Origin of the sequence: Plantactinospora sonchi, assembly GCF_036422035.1 — a bacterium.
Lineage (GTDB): Bacteria > Actinomycetota > Actinomycetes > Mycobacteriales > Micromonosporaceae > Plantactinospora > Plantactinospora sonchi.
Genome location: NZ_JAZGQK010000005.1, coordinates 13,188 through 35,235 on the forward strand (window position 1 = coordinate 13,188; position 22,048 = coordinate 35,235).

A 22,048-nucleotide genomic window follows, 5' to 3' on the forward strand; every position below is an offset into this window, starting at 1 on the left:
GCAGCCGCCATGCTCCCAGGAGACAAGGTATGACAAGGGAAAACGACCGCTACAGAATCCGGCCTGGCCGAGCCTCCGACGTCGTCGAACTCGCTCGCCTGCACGCGTCGGTGCAGCTTCAGGCGGTGACCGGTGGGCAACCGCACCCCGGCATCGCCGCCTGGGTCGAAGACCTGCTGGACGGCCATCCCTCGGTCGCGGCCGACGACTTTCTCGTCGCCGAGGACCAGTCCACCGGCCGCCCGGTAGCCAGCCTCGTCGGGCTGCGGCAGGACTGGGGATTGACCGGGGTGCGGCTGCCGGTCGCCCAGGTCGAACTGGTCGGCACGGCGCCGGAGCACCGCGGGAACCGACTCACCGAACGGTTGTTCGCCGCTCTGCACCAGCGCTACGCGGCCGTCGGCGTGCCGATCCAGGTCATCGAGGGGATTCCCTACTTTTATCGGCGACTCGGCTACGACTACGCCCTGGCCAACGACGGGGCCGCACCGGTGCCCGCCGCCGCGCTGCCGGCCACCGGGCAGGACCAGCCGGACGGCTCCTCCGGCGGTCTGACGCTCCGCCCGGCCACCGTCGCCGACGCGGACGACCTCGCCGACATCGACCGGCGGCTCGTCGACGGGAATGCCCTGGTCTGCCCGAGGGACGCCGAGGTGTGGCGGTACGAGATCGCCGGGCGCCGTCCGCCGGATATCGCCCGACGGGTGGTCGCCGTCCTGGTGCACGGCACCGACGTACGGGGGTACCTGGTGCACGGAGCCCAGCTCTCCACCGCCGGCGAGCTGACCGTGGTTGCGGCGGCCTGCAAGCGACCGGCCGACTGGCCGCAGGCCGCCGCCGCGGTGCACGCACACCTGGGCCACGTCGGCCGGCGGTACGAGGCATCGGCGGGGCGACCGTTCGCCGCGGTGCGCCTCCTCCTCGACCCGGATCACCCACTGTCCCGATTCGGCCCGCTCGGCGTACCGAGGCGGCCCAGAGGCTGGTACGTGCGTACCGGTGACCCGGTCGGCCTGCTTGCCCGGCTACAACCGCTGCTGCGGGCCCGCTGGCACACCGCCGAGCTGCGATGGCACGAGCCGGCGCTGAACATCGACATGTACGGGCGCGCCGCCCGGCTGGAGTTCACCCACGGTGAACTGACCGCGGTGACGTCCGTACCCGGTGCCGTCAGTCCGTCCACCGACCCACACACCCACGCCGCCATCCCGCCCGGCGCTCTGCTCCAACTGGCCCTCGGCCACCGCACCCTGCCCGAAGTACTGGACACCTGGCCGGACTGCCTCCTGGCCGACCGCTTCACCGAACACTTCCTCACCGCGGCGTTTCCCCACGTGCCGGTCCGGGTCTGGCCTCGCAACTGACCCGGCGGCCGGGGCCCCGGGTCGGTCGATCGGGGGACGGACCGGTGCACCAGATGCGGCGCGGACCGGAGTATCGGCCGGTAGCCGGCCATCGGCGGACCTGGATACCGTGACGGTACGTCGACGCCGAGGAGTGGTGATGAGATACGAGGTCGGTCAGGCAGTTGTCTGCGGGTTGGAGGGCGCGACCACCGTCCGGGCGATCACCACCAAGGAGGTGGCCGGGAAGACGTGGACGAACATCGTCCTCGGCTACCCGTTCGACGCGGCCGAGCCGGAGACGATCACACAACCCCTGATCGACAACGACAGCCTGGCACCGCTGTCCGAGGTGCTCGGGCCCGGTGGCGTGCCGGCGGTCCTGGCGGTCCTGGCCGCCCCGGTGCCCGACGAGGAGCCGACGACCTGGGGGTCGGTCTTCGACACGTACCTGACGATGATCGGTGGGATCACCGCGGACGCGGGCCTCGACGGCGCCCCGGCGGTGCTGGACGCCCGCCAGGTGGCGCAGGTGCTCCGGAACCTGACCGTGCGCAGCCAGCGCGAGCCCCTCGACGCCGGCATGACGCAGGTGTTCGGGTGGGCCCGGGCGATCCTGGTGTCCGAGGTCGCGCTCGGTGCCGGTCTGGACCGTCGCCAGGCGGAGGCCGCGATCGACGAGGCCCTCTCCGTTCACCGGCCGTAGTCGCAGTCTGTCGACGGGTTGCCGCCGATCGTCAGCTTTGGAATGCTGCTGCAGGACCTCAGCGGTTCCGCGCGCGTCGCGGACGAGTGAGAAACCTCCGGACGAGTAGGGGCGACGGGTGGTGGTTCCGGCGGAGCCGATGATCAACTTTTCGGTTCACCAGGCCCGGGCAGGTGCCGCCGGCGCACCCGAGGACTTCGAGCAGATGCTCGCCCTGCTGGTCCAGGCGACGCTCGGCGAGGCGGCCCTGGTCTTCGCCAATCCGGGCGACTGGGGGATCGACGTCCTGGTCGGCGACCTGCACGGGCAGGTGTCGATCTGGCAGGCGAAGTACTTCATCCGGGGCGTCGGCGAGAGCCAGCGGCGACAGATCGAACACTCACTCAGGTCGGCGCTGAAAGCCGCGGCGGCCAACGGGCACACGGTCGCCCGCTGGGTGCTCTGCATTCCGTCCAGCATGGACGCCCCGACCACCCGCTGGTGGCACGGGTGGCGGACCGAGCGCCAGCGGGACGTGCCGCGCATCGAACTGTGGGACGAGACCGAACTGCGCCGACTGTTGCTCCAGCCCTCGGCCGCCCACGTCCGACGGCACTACTACAACCCGTACCGGCAGGACTCGCCGCCGGAGGAGAGTTCGCCCCGGGTACGACCACTGCCGCCGCCGGAGGAGCCGGCCGCCTGGCGGCCCGGGGCGGAACACCGGCTGGGCGGCGCCGTCCACCTGCTGCACGAGGGCGCGACCGAACAGCACGCCCCGGACCGGTCCTGGACCTGGCGGGAGGCGACCGCGGACCGGGTCGAACCGGACGACGGCCGGGTCCGGCTACGTCAACTCCACGCCCACCGGCCGGTGCCCGCCGCCCGGCAGCAGCTCGCCGCGCTGCGCGCCCAGGCCGAGCTGCTGCGTCGGCTCGGCGGACGGCACGGCCTGCCGCGCCTGCTCGACGTCACCGAGTGGGGGGACGTGATCACCCTCGTCACCACCCTGCCACCCGGCCGGCCCTGGACCGAGGTCTTCGGACCGGGTCCGGCACCGGCCGACCGGCTCAGCACGGCCGACATCCTCGCCGCCGCCGTCGACCTCTGCGCCGGGCTGCGCGTACTGCACGAACACGGGCACAGCCACCGGTCGTTGAGCCCGGAGGCCATCGTGGTCGACCGCCGACGCTGCTTCCTCCGGGACGTCGGGTTGGCCGGCGTACCGGCCGGACCGGGCGAGGGCGACATCCGGTACCGCGCACCGGAACAGCACCGGCGACCGTACGCCGTCGACGGGCGTACCGACGTGTACCAGCTCGCCGCCGTCGTGCACCACACCGTCACCGGCCACCCGCCGGCCGGCAGCCTGACCCCACCGGTACGCGCCACCCTGGCCGACTTTCCGGAACCGCTCGACGAGACCCTGCGCCGCGCACTCGACGACGACCCTGACCGGCGTCCGGCCACCGTCCGGGACCTCGCGGACGCGCTGCGGGCCGGCCGCCGCGACCTGTCCCAGCCCCGCTCGGAGCAGCCGCGCTCGGGCCAGCCGCGGTCGAGCCAGCCGCGCTCGGACCAGCCGCGGTCGAGCCAGCCGCGCTCGGACCAGCCGCGGTCGGACCTTCCCGGTGGGCGGGCCGGATGACCGCCCGAGCCGTGGTGCTGCCCGGTCCGGTGGCGGTGATCCCGTCGGCGAAGGCCGCGCAGAAGCTGGCCGCACAACAGCGCCGGGCCGGTGTCGCGGGCGGCCACGGCGACGTCACCGGACTCGCCGACGTGGTGGCCGAGATCGACCGGCTGTCCCGGGCCGGGAGCCTGCCGGCCAGGGTCGAGGGCGACGACCCGCAGCGACTGGTCGTCTACACCTCCCGGCACATGGTGTCGTTGTACCTGACCCGCCGGGGGGACGCGTACTCGCTCGGCCACCTGGCCCCGCTGAACTTTCGGGACCAGGAACGGCTGCTGCGGGCTGCGGTGCTGGTGCACTGCCCGGCCGGCTGGTGGGCGTACCACCAGGTGCGGGACGTGCCGCCGGGGTGGTCCGGGCACTGGGCGTCGATCGCCCGGGCCTGGCAGGCCGCCGCCGTGACGTCCGCGCCGTCGACCCTGCCCCCGCATCACCTGGCCTGGCTCGACCTGCTGACCGAGGTGGTCGAGGCGACCCGCGACATCGAGATCGAGCGGCAGCGCACCGGGCGGCCGGTACCCTACCGACGCGTCACGAGCGCGCAGGAGGAGCGGCACACGGCGCGCGGCGTCTACGCCTTCCACCTGCTGCGTCCCGCGTCGGAGCTGGCGGTCGGCGCCGCCGTGTACCTGGTCGACGAACCGGAGCTGCGCGGCCGGGTGAAGGACCTCCGGGACCGGCAGGTTGTCGTGCGGTTCGACAGCGCCGTCGACTACCGGCGCATCCCGCCGCAGGGCGCGCTCCAGGTCCAGCCCAGCGACCGGGTGTACCGCGCACAACTCGACGCGGTCGACGCGCTGCGCCGGCGCGAGGTGGTGAACCCGTACCTGCTGGCCGGCCTGGTGGACCGGTGGCTCCAGCCGTACCAGCCCGACCACGCGGCGACGCCCCGGGAATCCCTCGACCCGGGGCAGCTGGCCGCCTTCCGGCGGGCCCTGACGGTGCCGGACCAGTTGCTGGTGCTCGGCCCGCCGGGCACCGGAAAGACCCGGACCATCACCGAGATCGCCGCCGCCTGCGTCGCCCGGGGTCAGCGGGTGCTGGTCACCTCGCACACCAACCGGGCGGTCGACAACGTGCTGGAACGGCTGCCGGCCGAGGTGCGGGCGGTGCGGCTCGGCAATGAGGACGCGATGACCAGCGAGGCCCGGGGCTTCATGGTGGAGAACCAGGTCGACGCGCTGCGCGAGGAGATCCTCGCGGCGACCGAGGGCCCGGCGTCCCGGCTGGCCGCCTTCGGCGGCACCGACGCGCCGCTGGCCCGTTGGCAGGACTTCCTGGTCTCGCAGGTCGCGGTGGCGACCGCCAAGGACGCCGAGGTACGTGCCCACACGGCGGCACTCGACACCCTGGTCCAGCGGATCAACGCGCCACTCGCGGCGGCGATGGCGGCGGCCGTCGCCACGGTCACCCGGGCCCGGGACGAGACGCGCCAGGTCACCGGGGCACTGGAGACCGCCCGTCAGCGGCACGCGGCGGCCGACGCCCGGTCCCGTACCGGCTGGTCCGCCTTCTTCTTCGGCTGGCTGGCCGGGCGGCGGTGGCGGCAGGTGCGGGAACTGGAGGAGCGGTTGCCGCGACTGCGGTCGGCGCTCGCGGAGGCGGAGTCGACCCGGACGGCGCTGCGGGCCCAGGTCGACGCGGCGGTCTCGCGGGATCCCGAGGCCGCCCGCCTGGTGGCCGCCCGCGACACCGCCGTCGAGGCGGCTCGGCAGGCGGTCGGCGAGGCGGCCCGGGCCGCCGCGATGCTGCGGGACGCCCTGCGGCCGGTCGTGCCGCTGCCCGCCGGGCCGCCGGCCGGCCCCGCCGACGGGACGCCGGTCGACCCGGCCGGCTGGTCCGGGTACGCGGAGGCGCTCGGCCACGCCGTGGGGCTGGCCCGGCGCCGGGCGGCCCTGCTCGACGAGTGGCGGGCCCGGGTACGCCAACCCGGGGAGGATCTGCACCGCGAGACGGTCCGGTACGCCGACGTGGTCGCCGCGACCTGCATCGGCACCGCCACCACCCCGCTGCTCGCCGGTCTCGACTTCGACCTGGCGATCGTGGACGAGGCCGGGCAGATCTCCACCCCGAACCTACTCGTGCCGCTGGTCCGGGCCCGGCGCAGCGTGCTCGTCGGCGACCACCACCAACTTCCGCCGTTCCTCGACGACGAGGTGAAGGGCTGGACGGAGAGTCTCGCCCGGTCGGCGGACGTACCGGCGGGAAAGGCGGAGGAGATCGGCGACCTGTTGCGACGCAGCGCCTTCGAGCGGCTGTACCAGGACGCCGGTGACGGGCACCGGGTGATGCTCACGGTGCAGCGGCGGATGCCGGAGACCCTGGCCCGGTTCGTGTCCCGGGCGTTCTACTCCGACGTGCTGGAGACCGAGCACCCCGGCGGCCACCACGACCCGATCTTCGCCCAGCCGTTCGCGATGGTCGACACGAGTGACCAGGCCGCCGCCGTACGCGCCGAGCGGGCCGGCCGCAACGGCGAGGAGTGGGGCCGGCGGGGGTACGTCAACGACCTGGAGGCCAGGATCGTCACCGACCTGGTCACCGCGTACGTCCACCACTACCCGGACTGGGCGGTGATCGTGCCGTACCGGGCCCAGGTCGACCAGCTGGTCGAGCTGCTCGCCAAGTCCCTGGGCGACGCCGCCGGGGTCGCGGACCGGGTCGGCACCGTCGACTCCTTCCAGGGCGGCGAACGGGATCTCGTCGTGTACGGCTTCACCCGCAGCAACAGCAGGGGAGAGGTGGGCTTCCTCCGGGAGCTGCGCCGGATCAACGTCGCGCTCACCCGGGCCCGCCGGCAGCTTGTCGTGGTCGGCGACGCCAGCACGCTCCGGGCCGCCCGGGACGAACCGTTCGCCGAGCTGTTCCGGGCGATGGTCGAACACCTGGGGCACTCCGGCGACCTGCGGCGTTCCCGGGACGTCAGCGACCTGCTGGCCAAGCTGGCCCGGGAGCGCGGATGAGCCCGGCAGCCGCCCGGGGCCGGCGGGTCTATCCGGCGCGGCGCGCGGTCGAGCACGCCGTCGCCCTCGACGGCGTACGACCGTTGCGGCTCTTTCCGGTGCTGTGGCCACTGTGGCAGGTCGAGACGACCGCGAACGTCTACGACGAGCAGGCGTACGAGGTGATCGACCGGTTCCTCGTCCGGGCGGTCCTGGAGGCGGGCATCCACCAGGTCGACGAACTCGCCCGGTTCTTCGGCACGCCGGTGTCGCTGGTCCGGCGCTGCCTGGCGTTCCTGCAGGTGATCGGGCACCTGCGGGTCGAGGCGGACACCGTCCGGCTGACCGAACTCGGCCACCGCGCCGCCGCCGACGGCATCCGCTACGTGCCGAAGGAGAGCCGGCAGGACCTGTACGTCGAGCAGTACACCGGCCAGCCGCTGCCGCGCCGCTACTACCAGGGCTCGGTGCCGGTCTTCCCGACTCCGGAGGTGCCGGAGGACCGGCTCGGCGACCGGAGCCGTTTCCAGCCGTTGTTCGCCCCGACCGCGTTCCAGCCGTCGATCGTCGAGGAACTCGCCCGCCGCCCGGACCGGGCGGAGTTCAACCTGCCCCGGCTGCTGCGTGAGCTGAGCGTGCTGCGGCAGCACGACGCCTTCCTGCCGGCGTACGTGATCGAGACCGCGGACCGGGGGCTGCTCGTCTACACGGCGGTCGCGGCCGAGCGGGACAGCCTGTTCGAGGACGTGTGCCGGCAGGTGCCGGCGATCCAGAACATGATCAGCGCGGAGGAGAGCGCCGACCCCCGGGAGATCTGGACCGCCTGGCTCGCCGAGGGCAGGGCCGGCCGGGGTACGTTGCGCCAGCTCACCAACGGGGTCTGGCGGGCCACCCTGCGCGCCGACGCCTTCGGCCCGGACGCCCGGCTGCCGTTGAGCCGACTCGGCTCCTTCGAGCTGCGGAGACGGCACTTCCTGCAGATCTGGTGCGACGACGCCGGGCTGCGCCGCCGGGCGGTGCTGGAACGGGCCCTGAACATGACCCGGGCCGCCGACATCGAGACCGGGGAGGAGCTGGGTCGACGGATCGACGCCCTCGCCCGGCAGCTCGGCGTCTCCGTACCGACCCTCACCCAGCTACGGCGGTACGGCCGGGAGCACAACCTGCACGCGCACCTGGCCCGCCTCGACGCACTCGTCTGACGGCCGGGTCGACCCGGCGACCCGACCTCAGCTCCGCGAGCGCGGCAGGCAGCACTTCTTGTACTTGGTGCCCGAGCCGCACCAGCACGCGTCGTTGCGCTCCGGCGGCCAGGAGATCGACGCGTCCGGCCGGGTCGCCACCTCCCGGGCGTAGCCGGCCCGGATCTCCGGATCCGTCGGATCACCGCCACGCCGGCCGGCGTACCCGGTCAGCCCGTCGACCGAACCGGCGGGTACGGTCAGCCCGCTCCGCCCGGTGTCCGCCAGCCGGACCAGTTCCCGTTCCACCCGGGCCCGGTGGGCGTCCCAGTCCGCCCCGTACGTCTCGGTCAGGGCGGGGAGGTCGGAGACCAGCCGGTCGAACTCGGCCCGGGGCCAGAAGAGCAGCGCGGACTCGTCGGCCTGCCGCTCCTCGGCCCGCCGGACGAGCTGCGTCTCGAGCCGGTCGGCCAGGTCGTCGTTCCGGTCGTGCGGCAGGTTCAGGTTCCGGCGTACCCGGTGTCGCTGCTGCAGCAGGAAGAAGAGGAGGCCGGGGGCCTCCGGCGTGCCGGCCTCCACCGTCGGCTCGGCGGCGGTGGTGGTGCCGGTCGCCGGGTCGCCGGTGGCCGAGGCACGTTCGCCGAGCAGCGAGTCGACCGCCCCGCTCAGCCACTCCTCGGCGATCGCGGTACGACCACCCGCGTCCAACGACGCGCTGAGGTAGGCGGCGGCCTCGGGCTGCTCGGTGAGCAGCGGACGCAGCGCGGTGAGTTCCGCCATCGCCTCGTCCGCCCGGTCGCCGGTCCGGAACAGGAGCCGGGCCCGCAGTGCCCGGGCGAAGCCGGCCCGGGCGTCGTTCGGGTCCGGGTACGCCGCCACGGCCCGCTCCGCGTACCGGAGTGCGGCGTCCAGCTTCGCCCGGACCTCGGCGATCTCGGCGGCCAGGGTCAACGCGTCCCCGGCCTCGTCCGGGTCGGCCAGCCGGCCCTGCTCCACCGCCTCGGCCAGGTCGGCGGCGATCCCGAGCGGGTTCGCCGCGCCGAGCGCCGAGCGGCGGAGTTCGTCCAGGTCAGCGCTGGTGATGACGTCTGAAGTCGGCACCGTCCCACGGTACGTCGCAGAGCGGTCGGAACACCGGCTGATCTCCTGTTACGCCCATCTCAGGAGGTTCGCGGCTCTGGCCGGGTGCGGAACGGTGGTTCAGGCGACGGTGTGGTGGCCGGCCTTGATCACGTCGTCGTACTCGCTGCGCCGGGCGTCGTAGGCGGCCTCCAGGTACGGCTCCGAGTCGGCGCCCACCGGCAGCCGCAGCGGCGGCGACTCGAGCCGGCTCAGCCGCCACACCACCTCGGCGAAGAGCTCCGGGGAGTTGATCTCGGGGTTGGCGTTCATGCCGCGCAGCGCACCGAGCATGCCGCCGCTGACCGGAGTGTAGTCGTCGATCCGGACCTCCGGCAGCCTCAGCTTGCTGCTGTACGAGGTGGCGAAGCCGCCCGGCTGCAGGATGGTCACCTTCACCCCGAGGTGGGCGGCCTCGGCGGCCAGTGACTCCGCGGCCCCCTCCAGCGCGTACTTGCTCGCGTTGTAGGCGGCGAGCCCCGGGAACGGCACCATGCCGGCCACCGAGCTGACAAAGAGGGCGTGCCCGGACCGCTGGGCCCGCCACAGCGGCAGCACCGCCCGGGTGAGCCGCCAGGGCCCGAAGACGTTGGTGTCGAACTGGTCGGCGAGTTCCGTGTCGGAGACCTCCTCGACGGTGCCGAACTGGCCGTAGGCGGCGTTGTTGACCAGGAGGTCGATCCCGCCGAAGGCGCCCACGGCCAGCTCGACGGCGGCCCGGCACTGCGCCGGGTCGCGTACGTCCAGTTCGGCCGCCCGGACGGTGTCCGGGTGTCGCTCGACCAGATCGACCAGGGCCTCCGGCCGGCGGGCCGTGGCCACCACCTGCTCGCCCTCGGCGGCGAGCCGCTCCACCAGGGCCCGACCGAGTCCGCTCGAACAACCCGTGACCAACCAACGCTGTGTCATCACCCTGACCGCTCCATCCGTACGGTGAGATTCCCGTGGCAGCCTGTCAGGACGGGGTGGGGCGGTGAAAGGGAAATGCGCTGTCGTCAATTGGATAAGTCGGGTATCCGCCGCGACGCGGTTGCCCGGCGGAACGTCGGATCAGCCGTCGGCGACCGGGCCGGACTGGGCGGCGAGCAGCGCCAGCCGGATGCGGTTGCCGGCACCCGTCTTCGACAGCAGGCTCGTCACGTGGGTCTTGACCGTGGTCACCCCGAGGTGCAGCCGGTCGGCGATCTCCCGGTTGGACAGTCCCGCCCCGACCAGGACCAGTACCTCACGCTCCCGACCGGTCAGGGTGTCCGGCAGCGACGCGGCCGGTGTCTCGCCGAGCCGGGCCCGTACCGCCTGGTCGACCAGGCGACGCAGCACGGTCGGGCTGTACGGTGTCTCGCCGGCCGCCGCCGTACGGACCGCGGTCAGCAGTTCCTCCGGGGTGGCGTCCTTGACCAGGAAGCCGCACGCCCCGGCGGCCAGCGCGGGGAAGAGGTGGTCGTCGTCGTCGAAGGTGGTCAGTACCACCACCCGGACGGCCGGCCGGCTGGCGTGGATCCGGGCGGTCGCCGCCGTGCCGTCCACCACCGGCATCCGCAGATCCATCAGGACCACGTCCGGCGCCACCTGCTCGGCCAGCCGGATCGCCTGCTGGCCGTTCTCCGCCTCGCCGACCACGGTCATGTCCGGTGCCGAGTCGCAGAGCATCCGCAGCCCGGCGCGCACCAGCCGCTGGTCGTCGACGAGCAGGACCCGGATCACCGCTGGGTCCCTGCCGGCAGTACGGTTCGCAACCGCCACCCGTCACCGGTCGGGCCGGCGGTGAGTACGCCGCCCAGCAGTTCGACACGTTCGCGCATGCCGGTCAGCCCGTGGCCGGGCTCGGTGGCCGACGACCCGGGTTCGGCCCGGCGCGGCCCCCGTACCGAGTCGGCGCCGTCGTCGGTGACCTCCCAGTGCACCTCGTCGTCGAGCATCCGTACGCTGACCCGGGCCCGGGCCGTCGGTCCGGCGTGCTTCGCCACGTTGGCCAGTCCCTCCTGGGTCAGCCGGAGTACGGCCAGCCCGCGTACGGTGTCCAGTGTGGACACGGCCGGGTCGATCGTGGCGTCCACGGTGAGCCCGGTCTTCACCGCCCGGTCCACTGTCTCGGCCAGCGCCTGCGGCAGCGCGCCGGGCTCGATCGGCACATATCCGGGGCCGCCGGGCACCGTCACCGGACTACGCAGCACCGCCACCAGTCGGCGCAGGTCGGCGAGTGCGCTGCTGCCGCTGTCGTGCAGGTCGTCGAAGACCTCGGTGACCCGGGGGTCGGTGTCGCGCAGCACGTGTCGGGCCACACCGACCCGCAGCACCATCGACGCGACGTGGTGGGCGACCAGGTCGTGCAGTTCCCGGGCGATGGCGGCGCGTTCGCTGGTCCGGGCCGCCCGCGACTCGACGTCCACCCGTTCCTCGGCCTGCCGGGCGAGTTGCCGGCTCGCCCGGATGTTCATGCCGATCAACAACGGCACCCCCACCGTGAGCGCGATGCCGTAGAGCCAGGTCGGCAACTCGGCCGGCAGGTTGTCGAGCGAGTCGGCCAGATATCCGGTGAGCACCGCCGCCGTTCCGACGGCCAGTTGTCGGCCCGGCACCCGCAGCGACAGTTCCAGGACCGCCCAGCTGGCACCGACCTGGGGGACGACCGGGTCCGCCTGCCCGAACCAGCCGGCGAGACCGAACACCAGCGCCGCGCAGAGCGCGCTGACCAGCGGCCACCGTACGCCGACCGGGCTGCACACGAGAGCGGCGGCGGCGAACGCCCAGTCGAGCGGGGTGTACGGGTCGCTGGGGTGGGGACGCAGCAGCAGGTACCCGACGCCGCTCAGGGCCAGCAGCGTGAGCCGCAGCCACGTGTAACGCTCGTCGAAGAGCCGCGACACGGTGCGGGTGACCACGGCCCTCAGCCTAGGCCGGACGGTTCGTCACGGGGAGCCCGCGGACCGGGTCGTCGGGACGCGCTGCCACCACCGGCCGGCCCGTCGGCTGCCCCACCGTCCGTCGCGCCGACTGCCCCGCCTTCTGGCCCGTCGGCCGGGCCACCGTCGACCCGGCCGGGCCGGAGGTGCCGGACCAGCAGGTAGCCGAGCGCACCCAGCGGGGCCAGCAGGATGGTCAGCACCAGCAGCGGTGCCATCACCAGCGCCGGGAACCCGCGCTCCCGGCTGTCGAGGTACATCCACCGTCCGACGAAGAGGTCGAAGGCGATGAAGTGCGCCCAGCCGGCCGCCGCCACCGCCGGTACGGCCAGCACGCCGGCCAGCCCGTCCAGGGTGGGCTGGGACACAGCCGACCAGAGCAGGTCCAGGTGGGGTACGGCGAGCAGCGCGTACACCACCAGCGGCGGTGCGACGATCCACGGCGAGCCGACGATCCGGCGGGTCCAGGACCAGCCCGGCGCCAGGATCATCAACGCCCAGAACGGGGCGGCCAACGGGAACACCACGTTGAACAGGAAGTCGGTCATGCGTACACCCTGGTCTGGTCGTCCTGGGCGGCCGGCGCGGGTGTGGCGGGTCGACGCAGGGCGAGCAGGACGCCGACGGCGGTGAACGCGGCGAGCAGGCCGGCCGCGACGAGCGTGGCACCGTCCGGGTGGATCAGCGGCTGGCCGCGCAGCGCCTGCCAGGTCACCAGCGCGACCAGCCCGGCGTACGCGGTCGCGGCGACCAGCACCAGCCGCAGCCGTACCCGGTCGTCGCGCAGCCGGCGGACACGTCGGCCGAGCATCCCGAGCGCGATCGCCAGCAGCGGCAGCAGTTGCAGGGCGTGCATCCCGACGAAGTGCGGAATCCGCAGGTCGCCGCCGGTGGTGCTCCAGCCGGTCAGGAACATGCCGGGCCCGCCGTCGGCCACCCCGACGCTGTGCGCCCCCACCAGGGTCACCGGGTCGGCGGCCTCCTGCTCGGGGGTCGGCAGCACCATCAGGTAGCCGAGCGCCATGCCGACCAGTCCGATGAGCAGGCCCAGCCGCAGTGTCCAGGCGATCGTCCGGTCGGGCAGCCGTTGGATCGTGAGCAGTACGGCGAGCACCAGCGTGGCCGTGTAGACCACGGCGATCATCAAGGCCATCATCGCGAAGATCGTGACGTCCAGCGTGGTGGCGGCGTTGAAGTGGCTCTGCCGGCCCCGGGCGGCCTGTAGGAAGATCAGCAGGGTTTCCACCAGACCGAGCACGGCAATCACCGTGCCGGCCCACCACCCGACCCGCCGACCGCGCCGCATCAGCGAGATCATCCAGGCCAGCGTCACGGTGTAGATGACAAACGAGACGGCGAACTTGAACGGCTTGAGCCAGATCGGCGCGCCGACCAGGATCCGGTCGTCGACGACCAGCCCGACCAGGGCGACGGCCCCGAGTGCCACCATCGAGGCGGCGACGTACACGAGTGGCGGATGCCAGCGGACGACCTGTCGCAACGAGACTCCAGCAAAAGTCATGTCCCCACGGTCGCGGAGGCGCCGCCCCGGCACACCCGCCCGGGGTCCCGGCCGCCGGCCGCCGGAACGAGTCCGCCTCCTCCCCCGGTAGGAGGACCCGGCCCCGGCGATCGGCGGCCAGCTCGGGATGTCGGGCGGCGGGTCAGGTAGTCAGCGGTTCGACGTGCGGCCGGCCGGGGTCGGTGCCAGGGCCGGGGCACGTCGGACGGCGGTCGGCGGTCGGCCGGCGGAGTGTCGGACGCACAGGGGGTGCGACATGGACGAGCCGGGGCTGCTGGCGACCGTCGAGGCGAAGGCGTCCGAGCTGTTCGGCCGGCGGCCGGAACCCGGGCTGCTGCTCCTCGCCGACCTGCGCCACCTCTACCGGGACGCGTCCGGGGTCTCGCTGGACTGGGAGATGCCCGCCCAGGCCGCCCAGGCCACCAGGGACCGGGAGTTGCTCGGACTCGCGAAACGGTGCCATCCGGAGACGTTGCGCCAGGCACGGTGGGCGAACGCGAAGCTCAAGGAGGCGTCCGCCCAGATCCTGCTCAGTTGATCAGTCGGGATCGGATGAACTGAAAAGGCGGCTTTCTCCGACATCAGGTGAACGGCCACGCATTCCCGTTTCGCTGTGTGTCAGGTCGCCGATCTGGCCGTCGATGTCGTGGAATTTCCACCCCTCTGCGGGTGCCCGGAGCTGCTCCGTCCTGCTCCGCCGCAGCCGTAGCGTATCGACGGAGGAAACTTGATCAGATAGGCTCGGCGCGTTATCCGGAACAATTCCGGAAGGCGCGCGGCGGGCGTCGCGTTTCCGGGTCCGGCCCACTCTTCGGTGCACCGCGTCCCCGGTGCAGGAGGTGATGTGCCCGTGGTCGAGGGTCCCACCATCGGCGTGCTCACCATGTCCGTCGGCTGTGACTACTTCGGCAGCATCCTCGGCGGGATCGCGCGTACGACGGCGGCGGCGGGCGGTCGGATGATCGCGATTCAGACGCTCGGTGCGGGCACCTTCGACTTCGACCCGCCGGAGCCGCCGGATTTCGGTTATCCACTGGCCTGGGAGCACGTCTCCGCGTTTGTCGTCATCCTCAACTCCGCGTCGCTGTCATACCTGGAGGCGATCCGGCGCACCGGCAGACCGGTCGTCATGATCAGTCAGGAGACGCCGGGTCTTCCGTGTCCGGTGGTCCTTCCCGACAACCGTACGGGCGTCCGGGAGGCCGTCCACCATCTTGTCGGGCACGGCCACCGGGACATCGCGTTCGCCGGCTTCCTCGAACCGCCCGACATGCGGGAGCGGTACGCCGCCTACCGGGACGCGCTCGTCGAATGCGGCATCACGCCCCGAGCCGACCTCCACTTCGACACCGGGGACAACCGGGAGAGCGGTGGGGAACAGGCCGCCCGGGCGATGCTCGCGGCCGGCCTTCCGGCGACGGCGGTGGTGACCGGAAACGACCTCAACGCCATCGGTCTGCTCCGTACCCTGCGGGAGGCCGGGGTCGACGTGCCGCGCGAGCAGGCGGTGGTCGGCTTCGACGACATGGACGGGGTCGTGTACCTCACGCCGAGCCTCTCCACCGTCCGGCAGAGTTTCGACTCGCTGGGGCGGGTCGCGGCGGAGCTGGCGCTGCGCGCGCTGGCCGGTGAGGAGATCGATCCGGTCACCTACCGGGTCCCCACGTCCTTCCAGCCGCGTGAGTCCTGCGGCTGCCCGGACACGTTGACGCCGGCCACCCTCCCGGCGCATGTCACCGCCGAGGGCTCAGCCGGCCCCTCCGCCGCGGAACTGGCCCTCGCCGTGCCCCCCAGCCAGGACCCGGCGGACCGGGCCAGCCGGGCCACGATCGCCCGGGCCGGTGCCCTGATCGCCGCCGCGCTGACGGCGGCGGCGGACGGCACGCCCGGTCCGGACCCGGTCGAACTCCGACAGGCGCTGGTCGACCTGCAGACCCGGTACCGGCGCCACCCGGAGGACGTGGTCCAGCTGATGCGGCAGATCCGGCGGTTCGGCGGGGAACTGGCCGACCGGGTCGGGCGCGACGATCGGGACGCCGCCGAACGGGTCCGGGCCGGTACCGAGAACCTGCTGCTGATGCTGGCGCAGAGCCGGCCCCGGGCGCGTCGGATCGAAGAGAACGAGTTCCTGACCACGCTCAAGATGCTCTACACGGTCAGCAAGAACCTGCTGCTCAGCCACGAGCGGGATCCCCGGGGGCTGGCCTGGATCCAGGACACCGACGCCCGGGCCGGCTGCCTCGGCCTCTGGTCCGATCGGGACGACGACGCTGGCGCCGACCAGGGTTTCGAGCGGCCCATGGACGTCGTCGCGATGTTCGAGCGCGACCGTGGGCCGGTGCCGACACCGGCGGGCCCGGTGTCGCCGCGCGCCTTCCCCCCCGGCGGAACTGGTCGAACTGGCGGACCTGGACGCCGACCAGATGGTGTACGTGGCGCCGTTGAACATCGGCACCCGGGACTGGGGAATGCTCGCGATCGTCGGGCCCATCGAGGCCGACCGGGAGACCGGCCGGGAGATGATGAACCAGTGGGCGGCGTTGCTGGCCATCGCCCTCGACCACGCGGCGGTGCTGAAGTCCCTGCGTACGCAGGAGGAGTTGATGCGCCGCGCGGCGCTCTACGACCCGCTCACCGGCCTGGCCAACCGGACCCTCTTTCTCGACCGGCTCGACCAGGCCATCGCCGCGCACCAGCGGCAGCCGGACCGGCACTACTCGGTGCTGCTGCTGGACCTCGACGGCTTCAAGTGGGTCAACGACAGTCTCGGCCACCTGGCCGGCGACCGGCTGCTCGTCCAGGTCGCCGAACGGATCCGGACGAGCACCGGGGACGCCGACGTCGCGGCGCGGTTCGGCGGGGACGAGTTCGCCATCCTGCTCGACGACTCGCCCGGCGGCGCCGGCCCGGCCGCGATGGCGGAACGGATCCGGGCCGCGCTGGACGTACCGTTCCGGCTCGGCGAGGAGGAGTTCGTCGTCTCGGCGAGCATCGGCATCTCCCGCAGCACCGGCGGCTACCGGCACGCCGAGGACGTGATCCGGGACGCCGACACCGCGATGTACTCGGCGAAGGCGCAGCGCAAGGGCTCACACGCGGTGTTCGACGTCGCCATGCACGAGCGGGTCGTCGGCCGGCTGCGTACCGAGGCGGAACTGCACCGGGCCCTGGAGACCGGGGCCTTCGAGCTGCACTACCAGCCGATCGTACGGCTGGACGACGGTTCCACCTGTGCCTTCGAGGCGCTGGTGCGCTGGCGGCACCCCGTACGGGGCCTCGTCGCGCCGAACGACTTCCTGCCGATCGCCGAGGAGAGCGGCCTCATGCCGGCGCTCGGACGCTGGTCGCTGGCCGAGGCGTGTCGGCAGATCAGTGCCTGGCGGGCCGGTGGTCTCGCCCCGGACGGGCTGCGGATGAGCGTCAACGTCTCCAACCGGCAGTTCTGGCACACCCGGCTGCTGGAGGACGTCGAGGAGAGCCTGCGGGCGGCGAGCCTGGACCCGTCGGCGTTGATCATCGAGATCACCGAGGGTGTCATCGTGCACGACGTGCAGGCGGCCCGGACGAAGCTCGCGGCGCTGCACGAGATGGGCGTCCAGCTGCACATCGACGATTTCGGCACCGGTTACTCCTCGCTGCAGGCCCTGCACCACCTGACCATCGACGCCTTCAAGATCGACCGGTCGTTCGTGGCGCCGCTCGCCACCGACGCCCGGAGCCGCGAGCTGGTCCGCTCGATCGTGTCGATGGGGCTCAACCTCGGCCTGGAGTTGGTGGCCGAGGGCATCGAAACCCCGGCACAGCGGGACCAGTTGCGGTTCTACGGCTGCCACCACGGCCAGGGCTACCTCTTCGCCGGCCCGCTCGTCGGCGCGGAGGCCGAGGCGATCCTGCGGGCCGGCACGCCGGTCGACGCCCCGCGCCTGGCGGTACCCGCCGCCGGCTGATCCGCCGTGTCGGCGGCGCGCCACCGGAGGCCGCCGGGCACCCTGCCGGCGCGGTCGGGTCGCCGGACCGCCGGTCACAGCCCGTCGGGGAAGGTGTAGCTCGACGGTGGGTTCGCCTGCTGGTCCGGCGTGCCGTAGACCAGGGCGACCTCGTCGTGGGCGTGCAGCACGATCCCGGCCGGGTCGCCGGAGTACGGCGTGCCGTTGACGTACGCCCGCAGGACCTTGCCGTCCCCGGCGGTGAGCCCGCCGAGCTGGTTCTGCGAGAGCGCCACCTGCCACTCGGTGAAGAACTGCCCGAGGCTGAAGTCGGCCTTCACCGGCGACTCGATGTGCAGCACGCCGGTGGTGTCGTGGGTGTGCAGCGGGCTGATCCCGCCCCCGGCCTCGTCGATACCGACCTCGGCCGGTACCGGCACCGGCTTGCCGTCGACGATCACGTCGAGGTGGGCGTGGATGTGCTCGACCGTCCCCTCCGCGCCGAGCATCGGCAGTCCGGCGGCCCGCACCCGGGCGGTCGGGTCCGCCGGTACCGGCCACGGCGGCTGGTCCGTACGCCCTTCGGCGGTGGCGGGCGGGGTGGCCGGAATCGCCGGGGCGGCGGCCGTCCCGGCACCAGCGCCCGGCCGGTTGAGCACCACGACCAGCGCGACCGCGATCAGCAGCGCGGCGACCAGGCCACCGCCGATGCCCCAGAAGAGCTGGTGCTGCCGCCGCTCCCGACGCCGGGCGCGTTGCATCGCCGCCCTGGCCGCCTCGGCGCGGACCTTCCGGCTCTGGTGCTGACTCGGCATGCTGGCTGCTCTCCTCGGCGGCGGGTGGTGACGGACACACCCGGACGGGCCGGGTGCCGATGCCACGATGCGCCGCGCGGTTGGGAGATCCCGGGGTGTCGGCTGAACGTTTCATGAGACCCCCGGCGCAGGTGACGGAGGTCTCCCGCCGGATCGTCCGGCCGACACGACGGATGTGGTGCCGGACACCGTCGTCAATTGGCAGATGTCTTTCCGTTGCCCCTCGTCGAGACTTCGGGCACGGGTCGTCCACTCGCCGTGCGCACCGTGCGGCACGACCCGGTACGCCGGAGGTCCGCATGACAGCACACCAGGGAACCGGTCCGCCCGTGGCGGGGGAGAGGCGGGGGACAGCTCACCGGATCTCGCTGCCGTTCCTGATCCTGACCCTGCTCGCGACCGCTGTTGTCGTGTTGACTCCGGCCGGCCCGGCGTCCGCGAGCGACTACTACAACAGCATCACCACCGCGTCGCCGGCGAACCGGAACTGGATGTCCCGGGTCCCGGACGACGCCTCACTGGCCGACCTCTCCGTCCCGGGCACGCACGACACCCTGTCGATCTGCGGCTTTTGGAACGGGACGTCCTGCGATGCGGCCAGCACCGACATCACCCAGACCCAGGAGAACCACGGTTTCAGTGGGGCGACCCTGACCACCCAGCTCAACGCCGGGATCCGGGCGCTGGACATCCGGCTGCGGCTGGAGGCCGCCGACGACGGGTACGCCTTCACCATCCACCACGGCGTCTACTACCAGCACGCGAACTTCACCGACGTGCTGAGCCGGACCCGGGACTTCCTGCGGGAGAACCCGGACGAGACAATCCTGCTGAACCTGAAGTTCGAGTGCAACGGCAGCAGCACCAGTTGTGACGACTCCCCGGTCCCGGCCAGCTACGCCGACAACGTCAACGGGTGGCGGATGAAGGTCTTCCGGTCGTACCTGGAGGGCCGCACCTACACCTTTGACGACCAGGGTCAGGACTACATCCCCGCCCCGGCCTGGGACGACCTGTTCTGGCCGGACGCGGTCTCGGGTACGGGCCACGCGTTCGCGCCGACGCTGGGCGAGGTACGCGGCAAGATCGTCCTGGTCGGTTTCATCGGCGCCGGGGACGGCGTCTTCACCAACTACGGCATCAACCCCACCTACGGCTCCACTGAACTGCGCGACGAGTACGTGCAGAACTGGTGGCAGGTGAACACGATCAGCAACATCAACGACAAGTGGGAGCGGGTTCGGCAGCACCTGCGGCGGACCAACGGGGTGTGGGACGCCAACCGAGGCGAGCAGGGCCACCACCAGCACAAACCGGACCACATCTACGTGAACTTCACCAGCGGTGCCGGCGACGGCCAGTTGCTGTACCCGTACTCGGTTGCCGCGGGCACCTCGGGCGCGACCGGGGTGAACAATTTTTTCATCCAGTGCCTGCGCAACAGCGGCGACCGCTGTCCGGAGTTCTATCCCGACCGGGGCGACAACTTCGGCGGCCGTACCACCATGGACCGCACCGGCGTGGTGATGATGGACTTTCCCGGCGGCGGGCTGATCGACGAGATCGTGGAACGGAACCCGACCGGCCGGGCGCTGCCCGTCAACGGCGGTGCCGGCGATCCGAAGGAGTCGCACCCCGGCGGCGACAACGGCGGCACCCGGCCGGCGGTCCCCGGCGACCACGCCCAGTGCCGCCCGGACGGGATGATCCCGACCGCCGGCACCACCACCCCGTACTGCGAGGTCTACCAGGGTGACGGCCGGGAGTGGCTCGGCCAGGACCGCCAGCGGCGGGTGATCGGCTACTTCAACGGTGCCCGCACCGGCGCCGACGACAAACCGGCGTACCTGGTCAAGAACATCCCGTGGTCGAAGCTGACGCACATCAACTACGCCTTCGCCTGGATCGAGAACAACCGGATCACCGTCGGTGCCAACGGCCCGGACAACCCGGCCACCGGGATGACCTGGGACGGCCCCGGCCTGGAGGTGGACGAGAGCCTGCCGTACCGGGGGCACTTCAACCTGCTCACGAAATACAAGAAGCTGCATCCCCGGGTGAAGACGCTGATCTCGGTCGGCGGCTGGGCCGAGTCGCGCGGCTTCTACGGCATGACCACGAACGCGGACGGCACCACCAACCAGGCCGGGATCAACACCTTCGCCGACTCGGTCGTCGCCTTCCTGCGCCAGTACGGCTTCGACGGCGTCGACATCGACTTCGAGTACCCGACCGTGCTCGACGACACCGGCAACCCGAACGACTGGAACGACGCCCGTCCCCGGCGCAAGGGCCTGCCGACCGCGTACACCGCGCTGATGAGGACGCTGCGGGAGCGGCTCGACCGGGCGGCGGCGGCCGACGGACAGTACTACCTGCTCACCTCCGCCTCGTCCGCCTCCGGCTATCTCGTCCGGGGCATGGAGAACCACAAGGCGCTGCGCTACCAGGACTACACCAACCTGATGGCGTACGACTACCACGGCTCCTGGAACGACGTGGTCGGCCCGAACGCCGCCCTGTACGACGACGGCAAGGACCCGGAGCTGGCCGAGCTCTACAACACCCCCGAGTACCAGAAGGTCGGCTACTTCAACACCGACTGGGCCTTCCACTACCTGCGCGGTGCGCTCCAGGCGGGGCGGATCAACATCGGCATCCCGTACTACACCCGGGGCTGGCGCAACGTCACCGGCGGCCAGGCGGGGCTGTGGGGTTCCTCGGTCGGCGAGGACTGCCAGCCCGGTACCGGCCTGGTCCGGCCGTGCGGTGACGGCGCGGTCGGGATCGACAACATCTGGCACGACCTGGCCGCCGACGGCAGCGAGGTCGGCGCCGGGGTGAGCCCGCTGTGGCACGCCGAGAACCTGGAGCGCGACATCACCCCCCGGTACGCGGGCGCGGTGGGCCTGGACCCGGAGAGCGACCCGGCCGACCGCCGCACCGGGCGGTACGACCGGCACTGGGACCCGGTGACCCGGACCTCCTGGCTGTGGAACGCCGAGAAGCGCACCTTCCTCTCCACCTTCGACCTGAGCGGCCTGGAGGCGGTGGTCGACTACGTCGACGAGAAGGGCGCGGGCGGGGTGATGATGTGGGAACTCTCCGGCGACTACGCCTGCCCGGAGAACGCCACCGCCGGCAACCCGTGCGTCATGGGCCACACCCTGACCAACGAGCTGCACGAACGGCTCCAGGGCGGCACTGGGTACGACAACAGTCGCGCCTCGGGCAGCTCGGTGTCGCGGCCGGCGGCATCGGTCGACGTCACCGTCGACCTGGTGCAGTACCCGACCGAGACGGCGAACCTGTGGCCGCTCACCCCGACCGTGCGGATCACCAACAACACCGGCGTCACGATCGGTGGCGGAAAGGACAACGTCATCTCGTTCGACCTGCCGACCTCGACGTCGGCCCTGATCAAGGACGGCGACTGGCAGACCGGGGAGCAGGGCGGCCGGTGGAAGGTGCAGCCCGGGCACAGCGGCCCGAACGCCGGCGACGGCCTCGACGGTACGTTCCACCGGGTCAGCCTGGCCCTGGATTACTGCCAGATCATCCCGGCCGGCAGGAGCCTGGACGTGCCAATCATCTACTACATCCCGGCGACCGGGCCGGTCAACACCAACGTGAAGCTCAGCGCCACCACGTACGCCTCGGTGGCGGAACAGAACCGGGGGGCCGCGAAGGTGACCCCGGCGGCCGGCGGCTGTTCGGCACCGGCCTGGGACCGGGGCAGGGTCTACAACCCCGCCGAACAGTCGGTCGAGAACGTCACCGTGAAGTACGACGGCAAGGTCTGGCGGGCGAAGTGGTGGACCCAGGGCAACGTGCCCGGTACCGGGGCCACCCCCGACGAGGAACCCTGGAAGCTCGTCGGCCCGGCCAGCTGAGCCCGGCGGACCCCACCCCGCCGGCCGGT

General features: G+C 72.4%; 16 protein-coding genes and 1 pseudogene. 9 read left to right on the forward strand and 8 right to left on the reverse strand.

The genetic code is table 11. The features are described 5' to 3' along the window. Positions 1-29: 29 nt before the first annotated feature. From V1633_RS06085 to V1633_RS06105, 5 genes are all read left to right on the forward strand, one after another. Positions 30-1,364 carry a GNAT family N-acetyltransferase gene (locus V1633_RS06085; protein WP_331213191.1) on the forward strand — a complete coding sequence of 445 codons (1,335 nt, stop codon included), beginning with the start codon at positions 30-32 and terminating at the stop codon, positions 1,362-1,364. Between the two features lie 139 nt (positions 1,365-1,503). Continuing rightward, positions 1,504-2,049, forward strand: coding sequence for a hypothetical protein (locus V1633_RS06090; protein ID WP_331213192.1), 546 nt, complete (start codon positions 1,504-1,506; stop codon positions 2,047-2,049). Between the two features lie 139 nt (positions 2,050-2,188). Continuing rightward, the gene (locus V1633_RS06095; RefSeq protein WP_331213193.1) at positions 2,189-3,676 is read left to right on the forward strand and encodes a protein kinase family protein; all 1,488 of its coding nucleotides are present in this window, start codon (positions 2,189-2,191) and stop codon (positions 3,674-3,676) included. Beyond that, complete coding sequence (locus tag V1633_RS06100) at positions 3,673-6,681, forward strand: AAA domain-containing protein (protein ID WP_331213194.1); 3,009 nt, start codon at positions 3,673-3,675, stop codon at positions 6,679-6,681. Before V1633_RS06095 ends, V1633_RS06100 begins: the two co-directional genes overlap by 4 nt. Continuing rightward, positions 6,678-7,862: a hypothetical protein gene (locus V1633_RS06105; RefSeq protein ID WP_331213195.1), complete on the forward strand. Its 1,185-nt coding sequence runs from the start codon at positions 6,678-6,680 to the stop codon at positions 7,860-7,862. The genes V1633_RS06100 and V1633_RS06105 overlap by 4 nt, the downstream gene beginning before the upstream one ends. A 27-nt stretch (positions 7,863-7,889) precedes the next feature. Here V1633_RS06105 and V1633_RS06110 read toward each other — a convergent pair whose 3' ends face one another. The 6 genes from V1633_RS06110 to V1633_RS06135 form a co-directional block, all read right to left on the reverse strand. Then, positions 7,890-8,942, reverse strand: coding sequence for an SEC-C metal-binding domain-containing protein (locus V1633_RS06110; protein ID WP_331213196.1), 1,053 nt, complete (start codon positions 8,940-8,942; stop codon positions 7,890-7,892). Positions 8,943-9,041: 99 nt separating this feature from the next. Beyond that, positions 9,042-9,869 (reverse strand): SDR family oxidoreductase, encoded by an 828-nt coding sequence (locus V1633_RS06115; RefSeq protein WP_331213254.1) that lies wholly within the window; start codon positions 9,867-9,869, stop codon positions 9,042-9,044. Positions 9,870-10,010: 141 nt separating this feature from the next. Next, the gene (locus V1633_RS06120; protein WP_331213197.1) at positions 10,011-10,664 is read right to left on the reverse strand and encodes a response regulator transcription factor; all 654 of its coding nucleotides are present in this window, start codon (positions 10,662-10,664) and stop codon (positions 10,011-10,013) included. After that, positions 10,661-11,842: a sensor histidine kinase gene (locus V1633_RS06125; RefSeq protein WP_331213198.1), complete on the reverse strand. Its 1,182-nt coding sequence runs from the start codon at positions 11,840-11,842 to the stop codon at positions 10,661-10,663. The genes V1633_RS06120 and V1633_RS06125 overlap by 4 nt, the downstream gene beginning before the upstream one ends. Before the next feature lie 5 nt (positions 11,843-11,847). Further along, positions 11,848-12,411 (reverse strand): ABA4-like family protein, encoded by a 564-nt coding sequence (locus tag V1633_RS06130; RefSeq protein ID WP_331213199.1) that lies wholly within the window; start codon positions 12,409-12,411, stop codon positions 11,848-11,850. Beyond that, complete coding sequence (locus V1633_RS06135; protein WP_331213200.1) at positions 12,408-13,385, reverse strand: hypothetical protein; 978 nt, start codon at positions 13,383-13,385, stop codon at positions 12,408-12,410. Before V1633_RS06135 ends, V1633_RS06130 begins: the two co-directional genes overlap by 4 nt. A 256-nt stretch (positions 13,386-13,641) precedes the next feature. Between V1633_RS06135 and V1633_RS06140 the strand changes: the two genes are divergently transcribed. Both V1633_RS06140 and V1633_RS06145 read left to right on the forward strand, forming a co-directional pair. Beyond that, positions 13,642-13,923, forward strand: coding sequence for a hypothetical protein (locus V1633_RS06140; RefSeq protein WP_331213201.1), 282 nt, complete (start codon positions 13,642-13,644; stop codon positions 13,921-13,923). Between the two features lie 420 nt (positions 13,924-14,343). Continuing rightward, positions 14,344-15,015 (forward strand): annotated as a pseudogene (locus V1633_RS06145) (substrate-binding domain-containing protein); the annotation flags it as partial. 117 nt (positions 15,016-15,132) lie between these two features. On the opposite strand, the gene V1633_RS06150 reads toward V1633_RS06145, so the two are convergent. After that, positions 15,133-15,567 carry a hypothetical protein gene (locus V1633_RS06150; RefSeq protein ID WP_331213202.1) on the reverse strand — a complete coding sequence of 145 codons (435 nt, stop codon included), beginning with the start codon at positions 15,565-15,567 and terminating at the stop codon, positions 15,133-15,135. 241 nt (positions 15,568-15,808) lie between these two features. Between V1633_RS06150 and V1633_RS06155 the strand changes: the two genes are divergently transcribed. Then, complete coding sequence (locus tag V1633_RS06155) at positions 15,809-17,332, forward strand: putative bifunctional diguanylate cyclase/phosphodiesterase (RefSeq protein ID WP_331213203.1); 1,524 nt, start codon at positions 15,809-15,811, stop codon at positions 17,330-17,332. A 74-nt stretch (positions 17,333-17,406) separates the two neighbouring features. Here the strand turns inward: V1633_RS06155 and V1633_RS06160 are convergent, their stop codons facing one another. Then, complete coding sequence (locus tag V1633_RS06160; protein ID WP_331213204.1) at positions 17,407-18,126, reverse strand: hypothetical protein; 720 nt, start codon at positions 18,124-18,126, stop codon at positions 17,407-17,409. Positions 18,127-18,455: 329 nt separating this feature from the next. Between V1633_RS06160 and V1633_RS06165 the strand changes: the two genes are divergently transcribed. Beyond that, positions 18,456-22,019 (forward strand): phosphatidylinositol-specific phospholipase C domain-containing protein, encoded by a 3,564-nt coding sequence (locus V1633_RS06165; RefSeq protein ID WP_331213205.1) that lies wholly within the window; start codon positions 18,456-18,458, stop codon positions 22,017-22,019. Positions 22,020-22,048 lie beyond the last annotated feature (29 nt).

Excerpts from the sequence above, each read along its gene's own strand:
- V1633_RS06100 (WP_331213194.1), top strand. The coding sequence starts at position 3,673 with ATGACCGCCCGAGCCGTGGTGCTGCCCGGTCCGGTGGCGGTGATCCCG.
- V1633_RS06085 (WP_331213191.1), top strand. The coding sequence starts at position 30 with ATGACAAGGGAAAACGACCGCTACAGAATCCGGCCTGGCCGAGCCTCC.
- V1633_RS06140 (WP_331213201.1), top strand. The coding sequence starts at position 13,642 with ATGGACGAGCCGGGGCTGCTGGCGACCGTCGAGGCGAAGGCGTCCGAG.
- V1633_RS06090 (WP_331213192.1), top strand. The coding sequence starts at position 1,504 with ATGAGATACGAGGTCGGTCAGGCAGTTGTCTGCGGGTTGGAGGGCGCG.
- V1633_RS06105 (WP_331213195.1), top strand. The coding sequence starts at position 6,678 with ATGAGCCCGGCAGCCGCCCGGGGCCGGCGGGTCTATCCGGCGCGGCGC.
- V1633_RS06095 (WP_331213193.1), top strand. The coding sequence starts at position 2,189 with ATGATCAACTTTTCGGTTCACCAGGCCCGGGCAGGTGCCGCCGGCGCA.
- V1633_RS06115 (WP_331213254.1), bottom strand. The coding sequence starts at position 9,869 with ATGACACAGCGTTGGTTGGTCACGGGTTGTTCGAGCGGACTCGGTCGG.
- V1633_RS06155 (WP_331213203.1), top strand. The coding sequence starts at position 15,809 with ATGGTGTACGTGGCGCCGTTGAACATCGGCACCCGGGACTGGGGAATG.
- V1633_RS06160 (WP_331213204.1), bottom strand. The coding sequence starts at position 18,126 with ATGCCGAGTCAGCACCAGAGCCGGAAGGTCCGCGCCGAGGCGGCCAGG.
- V1633_RS06130 (WP_331213199.1), bottom strand. The coding sequence starts at position 12,411 with ATGACCGACTTCCTGTTCAACGTGGTGTTCCCGTTGGCCGCCCCGTTC.
- V1633_RS06135 (WP_331213200.1), bottom strand. The coding sequence starts at position 13,385 with ATGACTTTTGCTGGAGTCTCGTTGCGACAGGTCGTCCGCTGGCATCCG.